The following is a 14,171-nucleotide window of genomic DNA, read 5'->3' on the forward strand; positions in this document are numbered from 1 at the left end:
GCCTTGCGAGCGTCATTCGCCGAAAGGGACGTTTTCTTTTGCTGCATGTATCCCTACATGCCGCTCCACCATGGCACGTCCGCAACACAAGACATTCGACAAGCAGAAAAGCGTCGCTGAAAACCGCAAGGCCCGCTTCAACTATCATATTGAAGATACCTTCGAGGCAGGCATTGCGCTGACCGGCACCGAGGTAAAGAGCCTGCGTTTCGGCGAGGGCTCCATCGCGGAGTCGTATGCGGAGGTGAAGGACGGCCAATGCTGGCTGGTGAATGCCAACGTGCCCGAATTCAGCCACGGCAACCGTTTCAACCACCAGCCCAAGCGGCCGCGCAAGCTGCTGCTGCACGCGCGCGAGATCGACAAGCTGCAAGGCGCGGTGGAGCGCAAGGGCATGACGCTGGTCCCGCTGTCGATCTATTTCAACAGCCGCGGCCGGGCGAAGGTGGAACTGGCGCTCGCCAAGGGCAAGAACGCGGCCGACAAGAGGCACACCATCAAAGAGCGCGACTGGAAGCGCGATCAGGCACGGATTCTGCGGGACAATCGATGAGTACGATATTTACCCGCCTGTCGCGCTGGTTGCACAGCCAGATGCCGACGCACGAGCAGCTCGAGGCCAACCGCTTCACCGCTTCGGTCGCGCGCCGGCAGGAACTGTTCCGTTTTACCCGCCGTTCGGTGCCGCGCGGTGTCGCGGTCGGGCTGCTGGTCGGCATCTTCGCTTTGATTCCGGGCGTCCAGATCATCGGTGCGGCGCTGTTGTGCGTGCCCTGCCGCGGGAACATCCCGATTGCAGCGGCGATGACATTCCTGTCCAATCCCGCGACTACGCCGCTGATCCTCGCGGCTTCGATCTGGGTGGGGAATATGCTCGGCTTCCATGCCGATCTGTCGACGTTCTATGCGCTCTACGAGCGTAGTGCAGGGCTGGGAGACTGGTCTCACTGGCTGCTTTCGGATGCCGCGCCTGCGCTGCTCATCGGGCTTTTTGCGATTTCGACGGTTGCGGCTTCTATCGGTTACGTGCTGGCATCGCTGTTCTGGCGCTACTGGATCGGCCGCAAGCACGTTGCGCGCCGGATGCGCTGGCATCACCGCACGAGCGAAGTGACACCTTCCGACAGTACCGGGCCGGACACCTCCGCATGAAGCCATTGGCCGAGCGAAACGGGCGCTGGCCCGATGCGATCCTTATCGCTCTCGCTTTGGCCCTGAGCGCTGGGCTGGTCTGGGTGGTATCGGGCGATACCGTCCTTACGGTCGTGTTCGTCGCGGCCATGGCGGTGTTCGCGGCTTTGGCCTGGATGATCTCGACGCGGCGCAAGCCTGCGCCCGAACCCGAATTCGCGCTGCCAGACTGGTCGGTGACCGTGGCTGCCATTGACAGGCCGGACATGGCCATCGCCGTGACCGACCGGGCAGGGCGGCTGACCTGCGCCAATGCGGCGCACGAGGCGTGGTTCGGCGTGGCCAGCGCCCCGCCCCGCTTGTCCGTTGACCCTGCCTCGCTGGATGCGCTGGCCGATGCCACACGCACGGCGTGGCGCGACGGCATGGCCCGCGCGACGATCAAGGGCACGCATGGCGAACAGTGGCGCGCCGAAGTGGCCCGGTCGGGCCGCGGTGACGACTTTCTCGTCTGGCGGATCGTGCCGGTCAGCTCGGTCGATCTGGTGGCCGATCTGGTCACGCATCTCGATGGCAAGCTCGGGCGCGGGCTCGCCAAGGCGGGCGTAGCAGCCGCTCTGGTCGATCCTGACGGCATGATCCGCGCTGCCAGCGCCGGTTTTGCGCTTCAGGCGACGGGCGACGAACTGGCCGACATGACCGGTCAGGACTTCGTGGCGCTGCTGAGCCAGGACGAAGGCGAGCGGATCGGCTGGGCGCGTGATGCCGGACGCGGCAGTGCGCTCGTGCTCTACCACGTTCCCGTGGCCGATCCCGACCTGCCGGTGGAGCCGGACCCCGACACCACGCCATCGCTCATGCTGGTGGTAGAGGCGGGGCAGGGCATCGGCGCCAGTGCCGGCGGAAACGCCGCTGCACCGCATCTGGAGGCCTTGCTCAGCCAGCTTCCGCTCGGCCTGGCCATGGCGGACCGCGACGGTCGCCTGCTCTTCGCCAATCCGGCCTTCATGCGTGCGGCCGGCCGCGATGGTCAGTTGCCGCCGACATATCCCACCGACCTTGTTGTCCGCGAAGACAAGCGCGCGCTCAGCGAGGCGATCCGCCGTTTCGCGCAAGGGCCCGCGACCGCAGGCGACATTGCCATTCGCCTGACCACGCAGCCCGACGATCCCGTCTCGCTGAGCCTGGCGGGTGTGCGCGGTCTGGGCGAAGCGGCAGTGCTTCTCGGCCTCACCGATACGTCGGAGGAAACGCGCCTCAAGCGGCAGGTCGCACAGGCCACCAAGATGCAGGCTGTCGGCCAGCTCGCGGGGGGCGTGGCGCACGATTTCAACAATGTGCTCACCGCGATTCTGGGCACCTGCGATCTGATGCTGATGCGCCATTCGCCCGGCGATTCCGACTACGACGACATTCAGCAGATTCGCGCCAATTCGAACCGGGCGGCGTCGCTCACGCGCCAGCTGCTTGCCTTCTCCCGACAGCAGACGCTGCGTCCGGAAGTGCTGCAGCTTCCCGATGTGGTCGCCGATGTCTCGCAGATGCTGCGCCGCCTGATCGGCGAGAAGATCCAGCTCGTCGTCACCCACGACCGTGATCTCGGCCCCGTGCGGGCTGACCCGACGCAGCTCGAACAGGTCATCGTCAATCTGGCGGTGAATGCGCGCGATGCCATGCAGTCGCGCGGCGATGGTGCGGGTAAGCTCACGCTCGCCACGCGCAAGGTCACAACCACCGACGTTCGCGCCATGCGCAGCGAGATTATCCCCGCAGGCGAATATACCGCGCTTATCGTCGAGGATACCGGTGGCGGCATTGCCCCCGAACATCTCGGCAAGATCTTCGAGCCGTTCTTCACCACCAAGGAGCAGGGCAAGGGCACGGGCCTCGGCCTCTCGACCGTTTACGGCATCGTCAAGCAGTCGGGCGGCTTCATTTTCGCCGAGAGCGAAGCGGGCAAGGGCACGCGCTTCATTGTGTACCTGCCGGTCCATCACGTGGCCCCCGGCAGCGCGCCTGAACCGGCCGTGATCAAGGAAGAGCCCGCGCCGAGCAAATGGGCTGGCGGCGGTCGCATCCTGCTGGTGGAAGATGAGGATCCGGTGCGCATGGTCGCCGAACGCTCGCTGCTGCGGCAGGGCTACGAAGTGACGAGCGCGCGCGACGGCGAGGAAGGGCTGGTCATGGTCGAGGAGGGCGGCCAGTTCGATCTCGTCGTCTCGGACGTGGTCATGCCCTCGATGGACGGCCCCGCGATGGCGCGCGAGATCCGCAAACTGGCGCCCGAACTGCCGGTGCTGTTCATGTCCGGCTATGCCGAGGAACAGCTGCGCAAGGAAATCGGCATTCCCAACGCGTGGTTCATGCCCAAGCCGTTCTCGGTGCAGCAGCTGGGCGAGAAGGTCGGCGAGGTCCTGGCGCGCACCGTGAAGTAGGCGGCGCAGCGGGGGCCGAATTAAATTTGGGAAAACTCCCGATGTTCCCCTCTTGTTCACCGTGAACAAATACGATACATTGCTTCCCGTGACGTTGACCTTTCCGGTCAGACCGGTAGCAAAGGGGAAGAGAAATGGCTGCTCAGCTCAAGCTGATCCAGGAAGGCAAGGACAAGGACTCCATGGACCGTCAAAAAGCGCTGGAAGCGGCGCTCGCCCAGATCGACCGCGCGTTCGGCAAGGGCTCGGCGATGAAGCTGGGCTCGAAGGAAACGATGCAGGTCGAGGCGATTTCGACCGGCTCGCTGGGGCTGGACATCGCACTCGGTGTCGGCGGCCTGCCCAAGGGCCGCGTGATCGAGGTCTACGGCCCGGAGAGTTCGGGCAAGACCACGCTGGCGCTGCACGTCATTGCCGAAGCGCAGAAGGCGGGCGGCACCGCTGCCTTCATCGACGCCGAGCACGCGCTCGATCCGGTCTACGCCAAGAAGCTGGGCGTCGATATCGATGAACTGATCGTTTCGCAGCCCGACACCGGTGAGCAGGCGCTCGAAATCACCGACACGCTGGTCCGCTCGAATGCCATCGACGTGCTGGTGGTGGACTCGGTTGCCGCGCTGGTCCCCCGCGCCGAGATCGAGGGCGAGATGGGCGACAGCCATGTCGGCCTGCAGGCCCGTCTGATGAGCCAGTCGCTGCGCAAGCTGACCGGTTCGATCAACCGCTCCAAGTGCATGGTGATCTTCATCAACCAGCTGCGCATGAAGATCGGTGTCATGTACGGCAACCCGGAGACGACGACGGGCGGTAACGCGCTCAAGTTCTATGCTTCAGTGCGTCTGGACATCCGCCGCACCGGCCAGATCAAGGACCGCGACGACATCATCGGCAACGCGACCCGCGTGAAGGTGGTGAAGAACAAGGTCGCGCCGCCGTTCAAGCAGGTCGAATTCGACATCATGTACGGCGAGGGTATTTCCAAGATTGGCGAAATCCTCGACCTCGGCGTCAAGGCCGGCATCGTCGAGAAGTCCGGATCGTGGTTCTCTTACGATTCGATCCGCATCGGGCAGGGCCGTGAAAACGCCAAGACCTACCTGAAGGAAAACCCGGAAGTCTGCGACCGTCTCGAAAAGGCGATCCGCGGCCAGAGGGAAGACCTTTCGGAAGAGATGATGGTAGGTCCTTCGGCGGACGAAGAATAGAAAGCTGCTCCGCAATCCGGATGAGCACTTTCAAGCCCCGGCCCCTGGTGGCCGGGGTTTATGCATTCCGGACACAGATTGCTGAAGCAAGGCTTCAGGGGAGAAGGGCTTACAATGAAACAGCGAACATTGCTGGCTGCACTTGCGCTCCTCACTCTCGCTCAACCGGCACGTGCGCAGACAGAGAGTGATGATACGGCGGCGAAGGCGTCGATCTCGCAGGCCACTCAATTGATCCGAGAACACAAGGCGCAAGAGGCGCTTGCCATGCTTGAGCCCGCTGTGGCTGTGGCCAATGACAGTGTTGCCAAAGCGCGCGAAGATGGCCTGGCCTTCTGCGCTTCGGACATAACACTGGCCGTTCTCTATTCGGCCATGGGCGCCAAGGAGAATAAGCCGTCGGTCGTGTTCGGCCCGGAAGTCTGCTCCGCCTATTTTCTGGAGGCCTATGTCCTTACCGAACTGGGCCGGCGGGACGAGGCTATTGGGGAGTTGCAAATTCTTCGCGGCCTGTCTCCCATGGATGCGCAATATGCGAGTGAACTTGCATTCGCCTACATCAAGACTGGCCGTATTTCCGAGGCGGAAGCCGCCTATCAGAATGCTCTGGATTACGCGGAGTTCTTTGGCGACAAGGACAAGGCCAGACACTATCGCGCAGCCGCGCTCCGCGGCCTCGGTTATGTCGCCATCGACAAGAACGATTTTGACGCTGCGGAAGACTTCTACAAGCGTTCGTTGAAAATCGAGCCCGACAATCCGGTGGCCAAGTCGGAACTGGAATATATTCGGCAACATCGGGCGAACTGAAAATCGCGAAACCGGGCTGACGGGCCATGCTCCGGGCCATCCATCGCAATTCCCGAACAGTCTGACCGCAGCTTGTAGCTTGCCGACCTCGCGCGCGTGGCTTATCGGCGCGAACATGCAGACGACGAACGAGATCCGCCGGTCCTTCCTCGATTACTTCGGCTCGCAGGGCCATGAAGTGGTGCCGAGTGCACCGCTCGTGCCTTACAACGATCCGACACTGATGTTCGTGAACGCTGGCATGGTCCCGTTCAAGAACGTCTTCACGGGCCTTGAGAACCGCGCCACACCGCGCGCGACGTCATCGCAGAAGTGCGTGCGCGCCGGCGGCAAGCACAACGATCTCGACAACGTCGGCTATACCGCGCGCCACCACACCTTCTTCGAGATGCTGGGGAATTTCTCCTTCGGCGACTACTTCAAGGAACAGGCGATTACCCACGCCTGGACCTTGCTGACGAAAGAATGGGGCCTTCCGGTCGAGAAGTTGCTCGTCACCGTCTATCACACCGACGACGAGGCCTTCGACCTGTGGAAGAAGATCGCCGGTCTGCCCGAGAGCAAGATCATCCGCATCCCCACCAAGGACAACTTCTGGGCGATGGGCGACGACGGCCCGTGCGGCCCGTGCTCGGAAATCTTCTACGACCACGGCGACCACATCTGGGGCGGCCCGCCGGGATCGCCGGAGGAAGACGGCGACCGCTTCATCGAGATCTGGAACCTCGTGTTCATGCAGTTCGAGCAGGCCGCGGGCGAGATCGTCGGCGATCTGCCCAAGCCCTCGATCGACACCGGCATGGGGCTGGAACGCATTTCCGCCGTCATGCAGGGCGTGCACGACAACTATGACATCGACACTTTCAAGGCGCTGATCGCTGCCTCGGAAAGCCTCACCGGCGTTGCCGCAGAGGGCGAGACGCAGGCCAGCCACCGCGTGATTGCCGACCACCTGCGCTCGACCAGCTTCCTGCTGGCTGACGGCGTGTTGCCCTCGAACGAAGGCCGCGGCTACGTGCTGCGCCGCATCATGCGCCGCGCCATGCGCCATGCGCACCTGCTCGGCGCGAAGGACCCGCTGATGCACCGTCTGGTGCCCGCGCTGGTTGCGGAGATGGGGCAGGCCTATCCGGAACTCGGCCGCGCGCAGCCGCTGATCGAGGAAACGCTGGAGCGCGAGGAAGTGCAGTTCCGCCGCACGCTCGCGAATGGCCTCAAGCTGCTCGACGAAGCGACGGGCGACATGGGCGAGGGCGGCGAACTGCCCGGCGAAACCGCCTTCAAGCTCTATGATACTTACGGTTTCCCCTACGACCTGACCGAAGACGCGCTGCGTTCGCGCGGGATCACGGTCGACAAGGACGGCTTCGATGCCGCCATGGCCCGGCAGAAGGCAGCCGCCCGCGCGGCCTGGAAAGGCTCGGGGCAGGCCGCCGACAGCGAAGTCTGGTTCGACATCGCCGAGCGCGAAGGCACCAGCGAGTTTACCGGCTATACCTCCACCAGCGGCGAGGGCCGTGTGGTCGCGCTGGTGGTGGACGGCAAGGAAGTTGAAACAGCGAGCGCGGGTGACGAGGTCACGGTGCTGACCAACCAGACCCCGTTCTACGGCGAATCGGGCGGCCAGGTCGGCGACGCCGGCACGATCACCGGCAAGGGTCTGAAGATCGCAATCGCCGACACCTCCAAGCCGCTCGGCCGCCTCCACGCGATGACGGGCAAGGTCGAGGAAGGCGCGATCAAGGTCGGCAACGTCGTCAATCTCGCCGTCGATGCCGAGCGCCGCGATGCGATTCGCGCCAACCACTCGGCCACGCACCTGCTGCATGCGGCGCTGCGCAACCGGCTTGGCGATCACGTCACGCAGAAGGGCTCGATGGTTTCCGCGGATCGCCTGCGCTTCGACTTCTCGCACCCCAAAGCGCTGTCCGACGAGGACATCGCCGCCATCGAAGCCGAAGTGAATGCCGAAGTCCGCGCCAACGAAACGGTCCTTACGCGCCTGATGACGCCCGACGATGCGATCGAGGCGGGCGCCATGGCACTGTTCGGCGAGAAGTACGGCGACGAGGTTCGTGTCCTTTCGATGGGCCGCTCCTCGGGCGACCGCACCTATTCGGTCGAACTGTGCGGCGGCACCCACGTGCGCGCGACCGGCGACATCGGCGTGTTCCGCATCGTTTCCGAAAGCGCCGTCAGCTCGGGCGTGCGCCGTATCGAGGCGCTGACCGGCGAAGGCGCGCGCCAGTGGCTGGTCGGCCGCGAGGATGCGCTCAAGAACGCCGCAGGCCTGCTGCGCACCAATCCCGAGGATGTCGAAACCCGCATCTCCGCACTGCTCGACGAGCGCAAGAAGCTCGAGCGCGAACTGGCCGAGGCGAAGAGGGCGCTGGCGCTGGGCGGCGGCGGTGCCGCATCCGGGCCGGCAGACGAGGACGTCAACGGTGTGGCCTTCTCCGGCCAGGTTCTCGACGGCCTCGATCCCAAGGAACTGCGCGGCCTGCTCGATCAGGCCAAGCAGCGCATGACCTCGGGCGTCGCGGCAATTGTCGCGGTGAACGAAGGCAAGGCCTCGATCGCCGTGGGCGTGACCGATGACCTCAAGGACAAGGTCAGCGCTGTCGATCTGGTCCGCGCTGGCGTGTCGGCGCTGGGCGGCAAGGGCGGCGGCGGCCGTCCCGACATGGCGCAGGGCGGTGGCCCCGATGGTGACAAGGGCGCTCAGGCCATTGCCGCGGTGAAGGCGGCGCTGGCGGGGTAATATCCCAGGATATTCCTCGCTCGACACGAGCGGAACGAGGGTCGCGTGCAATTGGGTTCGATTGACACCATCGTCGCCGAAATCGCCGAGGAGACGCGTACGCACACGCATCGCGGCAAGGTGGCCGATTATATTCCGCCGCTCGCCTGTGTGCCTGATAGCAAGTTCGGCATCGCCGTCGTCCTGCACGATGGCTCTGTCCACACTGCAGGCGATGCGGAAGAGCCCTTCTCGATCCAGTCGATCTCCAAGGTCTTTGCGCTGACGCTGGCGCTGGGCGCGGTGGGCGATCAGCTCTGGCGGCGGGTGGGGCGTGAGCCTTCGGGAACGGCGTTCAATTCGATCGTCCAGCTCGAAACCGAGCACGGCATTCCGCGTAATCCCTTCATCAATGCCGGTGCCATCGTCGTGTGCGACGTGCTGCTCGGCCGTCTGCAGCCACGCGAGGCGATCGGGCAGATGCTGCGCTTTGTCCGTACGGTGGCCGGTGACGAGACCATTGCCATCGATGAAGCCGTGGCACGGGCGGAGCAGGACACGGGCTTTCGCAACATGGCGCTGGCCAACTACATGCGGGCTTTCGGCAATGTCCATGCGCCTGTGGAGCTGGTGCTGGGCACCTATTTCCACTTCTGCGCGCTGAGCATGAGCTGCCGGCAACTGGCGCTGGCCGGGCGCTATCTGATGGATGACGGGCGCGCCGATGGCCATTCGGTGATTTCGGCTCGCCGGGCGCGGCGCATCAATGCGCTGATGATGTCCTGCGGGCACTACGACAATTCCGGCGACTTCGCCTATCGCATCGGTCTGCCCGGAAAGTCGGGCGTGGGCGGCGGCATCCTTGCCGTGGCGCCCGGAATTGCCAGCATCGCCGTATGGTCGCCGGGACTCAATCCCAGTGGCAATTCGCATCTCGGGCAACTGGCGCTGGAGCGGCTCGTTCACCGCACGGGCTGGTCCGTATTCGAGCCGCGCGGCGGCTGATCAGGCGTCTTCCGCTTCGCGCAGCTGACCTGACCTGAGCGCGGGTTTCTTGTCGAGTCCGCCCTGTTCCATGATTCGCTCGCGGAATTCGTCGCGCATTTCGTGAATCGAGGCGATCACCGGTCCCATCGCCACGCCGGTTTCGACGAGGGCGGCTTCGGACAGCTGCAGTGAGCTTTCCAGCGTTTCGGGCACGGCATGGGTGGCACCGGCGCGATAGAGCTGGGCGGCGTGATCGGCATCGCGGGCACGCGCGATGATCGGGAGGTCGGGATACTGGATGCGCAGCTTGCGCACGATCCGCTGGGCAATCACCGGCTGGTCCATGGTGAGGATGACCGCGGAAGCATTGGCTGCGCCCAGCCGCAGCATGGCATCGCCGCGGCCGGCATCGCCGAACGTCACGGCATAACCTTGCCTGCGCCCGTCGGTGACGAAGTCGGTATCGGCATCGATGGCGATGTAGGGGCGGTCGTGCTTCTTCAGCATGTCCGCGATCAGTCGGCCGACGCGGCCGAAGCCGATAATGATCGTACGCGGCTTGTCGGGATCTTCGGCCGGCTCGGACGAGAGGTCGATCCGTTCCACTTGCCGCGCGACAAACTTGCCCATCATCGAGAGCAGCGGGGTGACCGTAAGACCGATGGCCGTGACGATCTGCCAGAACTGCGCGGTGCCCTGCTGGATGAGCTGGGCCGACCCGGCGGCCGTGAGAACGATCAGCGTCGTCTCCGAAGGGCTCGACATGAGGATGCCCGTTTCGGTTGCGGTGCCCCGCCGTGCGCCCATGAGGCGCAGCAGGACGCCGGTAACCGCCGCCTTGAGCAGGATGACGCCCACCGTCGCGATCAGGATGGAGGCGAGGTTTTCCCATACCACGCGGATATCGATGCTCATGCCGATGGTGATGAGGAAGACCCCGAGAGCGAGGCCCTTGAACGGCTCGGTGATCTGCTCGACTTCGGCGTGGTACTCGGTCTCGGCGATCAGCAGGCCCGCGACCAGAGCGCCGACGATGGGCGAAAGGCCGGTCGCTGCCGTCGCCAGCGAGGCGAGGATCACCACCAGAAGGCTGGTAGCGAGAAACAGTTCGGGGCTTTTGGTCCGGGCGGCCTGCGCGAACAGCGGCGGCAGCAGATAGCGGCCGAACACAAGCAGGCCGATTACCGCGGCGCTGCCCCACATAAGCGTGTTCAGCAGGTTGCCCATGCTGTCGCTGTCCGCATGGGGGGCGAGGGCGCCGAGCAGGAAGATGATCGGAACCAGCGCGATATCCTCGAACAGCAGCATGGACAGCGCCGCGCGGCCGACCGGCGTGGCCGTATTGGTGATCTTGAGAACCAGCGCCGTAGAGGACAGCGCCAGGGCAAGGCCGAGCGCCAACGCCCCTGCGAATCCCTGGCCGATGGCCGTGAGGATGAACGTTAGCGCCGAACCGATGACGATCAGTTCGAGCGAGCCGAGCCCGAAAACCATACGCCGCATTTCCCAAAGGCGCCCGAAAGAAAGCTCGAGCCCAATCGAGAACAGCAGCAGGATGATGCCGAATTCGGCAAAGACTTCCAGCCCGGCCGGGTCGGTGATCGTGACGTAGGACAGCCATGGGTGGTCGAAGACGTGCCGGCCAAGTCCGAAGGGGCCGACCAGCAATCCGACGAGGATAAACCCGATAACCGGCGTGATGCGGTACCGGTTGAATACGGGAATCACGATGCCCGCAGACCCCAGAATCACCAGGGCGTCGGACATGACGGGGGAATAGAGATCGCTGCTGCCGGCCATGTCCGGTCACTATGGCATGATGCGCGCGTTTGTCATCCGCGGTGTTTATGCTTGGGGACAGGCGGCACCAGACCACGCAACTTCACTTGGCGTTCAGCATCGTGCTGTCTATAGACCCTGCCCATGCTCGAACGCTCGCGACTGAAAACCGTCCTCCTTGCTGCTGCTACGGGAGCCCTTGTCCTTACTGCCGGCTGTGCCGGGCGAGGGGGCAAGAACAAGGACACCGCCTATGTCGCGCGAGACGTGGACTCGCTCTACGCTGCCGCCAAGAAGCGGCTCGACGAAGGCCGGACCAAACAGGCCGCGGCGCTGTTCGACGAAGTGGAGCGCCAGCACCCCTATTCGCCCTGGGCCCGCCGCGCCCAGCTGATGAGCGCCTTCAGCTATTACGCGGCGCGTGATTACAACAAGGCGATCCAGTCCGCGCAGCGCTTCCTGTCGATACACCCGGGCAACAAGGACGCGCCTTACGCCTACTACCTGATCGCGATCAGCTACTACGAGCAGATCAGCGACGTGACGCGCGACCAGAAGACGACCGAGCAGGCCAAGGCGGCGCTCACCGACATCGTTCGCCGTTATCCGACCACGAGCTATGCCGCCGATGCCAAGCTCAAGCTCGACCTCGTGAACGATCACCTCGCCGGCAAGGAAATGACCATCGGTCGTTCCTACGAGCGCAGTGGCAAGTGGCTTGCGGCGACTCTGCGTTTCCGCAACGTTGTCGACAACTTCCAGACCACCAGCCATACGCCCGAGGCGCTGTTCCGTCTGGTGGAAGGCTATCTCTCGCTGGGTATCCCCGAAGAGGCCCAGAAGGCTGCCGCCGTGCTGGAAGCCAACTATCCGGGCAGCAAGTGGTACGCCCGCGCCTACAAGCTCATGCAGAAGCACGCGCCGGAGAACGTCGCGGCCTGATCGGCCAATTCCGGTGACCGGTTGCCGCGCGGATCGACGATCCGCGGGTGCATTTGCGCGTATTCGGGAACTTTAGCGCTATCTCCCGATTTACCATTTGAACACTTGTGCGATGTAATACTTCCAAGTGTGGGAAAGGAATCCCTGTCCGGCGACAAATGCCGGGTGAGATAATGGTCGCGAGGATCTGAGCCATGAAGGGCAACAAGACGAATAGCCTCGAAACGAGTGAATCGCTGCGTACAGGCAGCTGGCGCAGTAGCTGGGAACTGGAAATCATCGGCGCAATACTTGTCGCCACCTGGCTTGCAGGCATGTTCCAGCTCTTTCACGCAATGGGCTGACAGTAAAGCCGCTCAGGAACTTGGCCGTGCTTTGGCGCGGCTTCCAATTCGGTATTTGGCAAGCGCGAAGCGGGGTGACGAAGGCATTGCCCTTCGCTAGAACGCTTCGCGAACATGCTGACCCGACTTTCCATCCGAAACATCGTCCTGATCGAGGCGCTCGACCTGGAGTTTGCCGGGGGCCTCGGCGTCCTCACCGGCGAGACCGGTGCGGGTAAATCGATCCTGCTCGACGCGCTCGGGCTGGTGCTCGGCAATCGGGCCGACAGCGGACTCGTGCGCGCCGGCGAAGGCCGGGCAAGCGTGACGGCCAGCTTCGAATTCGGAGCGCTTCCAGAGCCGGTGCGCAGCGTCATCGAGGATGCCGAACTGGAGATCGAGCCCGGCGAACCGCTGATCCTCAAGCGCCAGCTCAAGGCGGACGGCGGATCGAAGGCCTTCCTCAACGATCAGCCTGTCGGCGTGGCGCTGCTGCGCGAAATCGCCCCGGCGCTTGTCGAAATTCACGGCCAGCACGACGACCGCGGGCTCGTCAATCCGCGCGGACACCGGGCCCTGCTCGACCGCTTCGCCGGGGGCGAGGTGGCCGGTGTGGAGGCAGCATGGAAGCAATGGCGCGTGGCGCGCGATGCGCTCGATGCGGCACGAGCTCAGGTCGAGAAGGCGGCCGAGGATCAGGACCTGCTGCTGGCGCACCTGTCGGAACTGAACGCGCTTGCCCCCGAAGAGGGCGAGGAAGGGCAACTCGCCATGGCCCGCGCGGACATGCAGAAGGGCGAGAAGCTGACCGACGATCTCGCCGCGCTCCAGCACTTGTGGAGCGGGTCCGATTCGGCGCTGGCGAGCCTGCGCGGCGCTGCCCGGCGGCTTGATCGAATTGCCGGTGAACACGCGCTGCTGGCCGAGGCACTGGCCGCGCTCGACCGCGCCGTGCTCGAGGCAGGCGAAGCCGAGGACAAGCTGGAACGGGCCGCCGAGGCGCTCTCTTTCGACCCGGCCGAACTCGACCGCATCGAAACGCGCCTGTTCGATCTGCGCGCGGCGGCTCGCAAGCACGGCTGCCAGGTCGACGATCTGCCTGCGAAGATGGAGGAAATGCGCAGTGCGCTCGATGCTATCGAAGGCGGCACCGAGCATCTGTCCGTTCTGGAAAAGGCGGCGGACAAGGCCGCGCTCACCTATCGCAAGCAGGCCGAGGCGCTGCACGATCTGCGGCGCTCGGCAGCCAAGCGGCTCGATGTGGCAGTTGCTGCGGAACTTGCGCCGCTCAAGCTCGACGCTGCGCGGTTCCAGACGTCGGTCGTGAGGCTGCCAGAGGAACGCTGGGGGGCGCAGGGCATGGACGCGGTCGAATTCCTCATCAGCACCAACCCCGGTGCCGATTTCGCGCCGCTCGCCAAGATCGCCTCGGGCGGCGAGCTTTCGCGCTTCATCCTCGCGCTCAAGGTCGCGCTCGCCGAAGAGGGCGGGGCGGCCACCGTGATCTTCGACGAGATCGACCGCGGCGTCGGCGGCGCGGTTGCCAGCGCCATCGGCGAACGGCTGGCGCGGCTGGCGGGCAATGGCGCCCAGAGCAGCGGGCAGCTGCTCGCCGTGACGCACAGCCCGCAAGTCGCCGCGCGCGGGGCGCGGCACTACATGATTGCGAAGTCCAGCGAAGGCACCGTCACGCGCACCTCGGTCACGCAGCTCGATGACAGCGCCCGCAAGGAAGAGATTGCGCGGATGCTCTCCGGTGCAGAAGTTACCGACGAGGCCCGCGCCCAGGCGGACCGGCTGCTGGAAGGCGTGTAGGCCT

At 64.6% G+C, this 14,171-nt stretch carries 11 protein-coding genes; 10 read left to right on the forward strand and 1 reads right to left on the reverse strand.

Annotated features, from left to right (window positions below):
* Window positions 1-70 precede the first annotated feature (70 nt).
* The 7 genes from smpB (at window position 71) to IEX64_RS07305 (ending at window position 9,326) form a co-directional block, all read left to right on the forward strand.
* Window positions 71-553: an SsrA-binding protein SmpB gene (smpB, locus tag IEX64_RS07275; RefSeq protein ID WP_188818997.1), complete on the forward strand. Its 483-nt coding sequence runs from the start codon at window positions 71-73 to the stop codon at window positions 551-553.
* On the forward strand, window positions 550-1,152 hold the full coding sequence (locus IEX64_RS07280; protein ID WP_188818998.1) for a DUF2062 domain-containing protein: 603 nt from the start codon (window positions 550-552) through the stop codon (window positions 1,150-1,152). Before smpB ends, IEX64_RS07280 begins: the two co-directional genes overlap by 4 nt.
* Entirely contained in the window at window positions 1,149-3,566 is a 2,418-nt protein-coding gene (locus IEX64_RS07285) for a hybrid sensor histidine kinase/response regulator (RefSeq protein ID WP_188818999.1), read from the forward strand. Before IEX64_RS07280 ends, IEX64_RS07285 begins: the two co-directional genes overlap by 4 nt.
* A gap of 134 nt (window positions 3,567-3,700) precedes the next feature.
* Window positions 3,701-4,771 carry a recombinase RecA gene (gene recA / locus IEX64_RS07290; RefSeq protein WP_188819000.1) on the forward strand — a complete coding sequence of 357 codons (1,071 nt, stop codon included), beginning with the start codon at window positions 3,701-3,703 and terminating at the stop codon, window positions 4,769-4,771.
* A gap of 114 nt (window positions 4,772-4,885) precedes the next feature.
* Entirely contained in the window at window positions 4,886-5,581 is a 696-nt protein-coding gene (locus tag IEX64_RS07295; protein ID WP_188819001.1) for a tetratricopeptide repeat protein, read from the forward strand.
* 115 nt (window positions 5,582-5,696) lie between these two features.
* Window positions 5,697-8,342: an alanine--tRNA ligase gene (alaS, locus tag IEX64_RS07300; protein ID WP_188819002.1), complete on the forward strand. Its 2,646-nt coding sequence runs from the start codon at window positions 5,697-5,699 to the stop codon at window positions 8,340-8,342.
* A 51-nt stretch (window positions 8,343-8,393) separates the two neighbouring features.
* A complete protein-coding gene (locus IEX64_RS07305) occupies window positions 8,394-9,326 on the forward strand; it encodes a glutaminase (RefSeq protein ID WP_229710138.1) in 933 nt (310 codons plus the stop codon).
* On the opposite strand, the gene IEX64_RS07310 is transcribed toward IEX64_RS07305, so the two are convergent.
* Window positions 9,327-11,108, reverse strand: a complete 1,782-nt coding sequence (locus tag IEX64_RS07310) for a cation:proton antiporter domain-containing protein (RefSeq protein ID WP_188819004.1) — start codon at window positions 11,106-11,108, stop codon at window positions 9,327-9,329.
* A gap of 123 nt (window positions 11,109-11,231) precedes the next feature.
* On the opposite strand from IEX64_RS07310, the gene IEX64_RS07315 reads away from it, so the two are divergent.
* From IEX64_RS07315 to recN, 3 genes are all read left to right on the forward strand, one after another.
* Window positions 11,232-12,029, forward strand: a complete 798-nt coding sequence (locus IEX64_RS07315) for an outer membrane protein assembly factor BamD (RefSeq protein WP_188819005.1) — start codon at window positions 11,232-11,234, stop codon at window positions 12,027-12,029.
* Window positions 12,030-12,223: 194 nt separating this feature from the next.
* Window positions 12,224-12,373 carry a hypothetical protein gene (locus tag IEX64_RS07320; protein WP_188819006.1) on the forward strand — a complete coding sequence of 50 codons (150 nt, stop codon included), beginning with the start codon at window positions 12,224-12,226 and terminating at the stop codon, window positions 12,371-12,373.
* 114 nt (window positions 12,374-12,487) lie between these two features.
* Window positions 12,488-14,167 (forward strand): DNA repair protein RecN, encoded by a 1,680-nt coding sequence (recN, locus tag IEX64_RS07325; protein WP_188819007.1) that lies wholly within the window; start codon window positions 12,488-12,490, stop codon window positions 14,165-14,167.
* Window positions 14,168-14,171: the final 4 nt, after the last annotated feature.

Source organism: Novosphingobium indicum (genome assembly GCF_014645195.1).
Taxonomy (GTDB): domain Bacteria; phylum Pseudomonadota; class Alphaproteobacteria; order Sphingomonadales; family Sphingomonadaceae; genus Novosphingobium; species Novosphingobium indicum.

Coding starts and splice junctions, on each gene's coding strand:
- smpB (WP_188818997.1), top strand. CDS start 71: ATGGCACGTCCGCAACACAAGACATTCGACAAGCAGAAAAGCGTCGCT.
- IEX64_RS07280 (WP_188818998.1), top strand. CDS start 550: ATGAGTACGATATTTACCCGCCTGTCGCGCTGGTTGCACAGCCAGATG.
- IEX64_RS07285 (WP_188818999.1), top strand. CDS start 1,149: ATGAAGCCATTGGCCGAGCGAAACGGGCGCTGGCCCGATGCGATCCTT.
- recA (WP_188819000.1), top strand. CDS start 3,701: ATGGCTGCTCAGCTCAAGCTGATCCAGGAAGGCAAGGACAAGGACTCC.
- IEX64_RS07295 (WP_188819001.1), top strand. CDS start 4,886: ATGAAACAGCGAACATTGCTGGCTGCACTTGCGCTCCTCACTCTCGCT.
- alaS (WP_188819002.1), top strand. CDS start 5,697: ATGCAGACGACGAACGAGATCCGCCGGTCCTTCCTCGATTACTTCGGC.
- IEX64_RS07310 (WP_188819004.1), bottom strand. CDS start 11,108: ATGGCCGGCAGCAGCGATCTCTATTCCCCCGTCATGTCCGACGCCCTG.
- IEX64_RS07315 (WP_188819005.1), top strand. CDS start 11,232: ATGCTCGAACGCTCGCGACTGAAAACCGTCCTCCTTGCTGCTGCTACG.
- IEX64_RS07320 (WP_188819006.1), top strand. CDS start 12,224: ATGAAGGGCAACAAGACGAATAGCCTCGAAACGAGTGAATCGCTGCGT.
- recN (WP_188819007.1), top strand. CDS start 12,488: ATGCTGACCCGACTTTCCATCCGAAACATCGTCCTGATCGAGGCGCTC.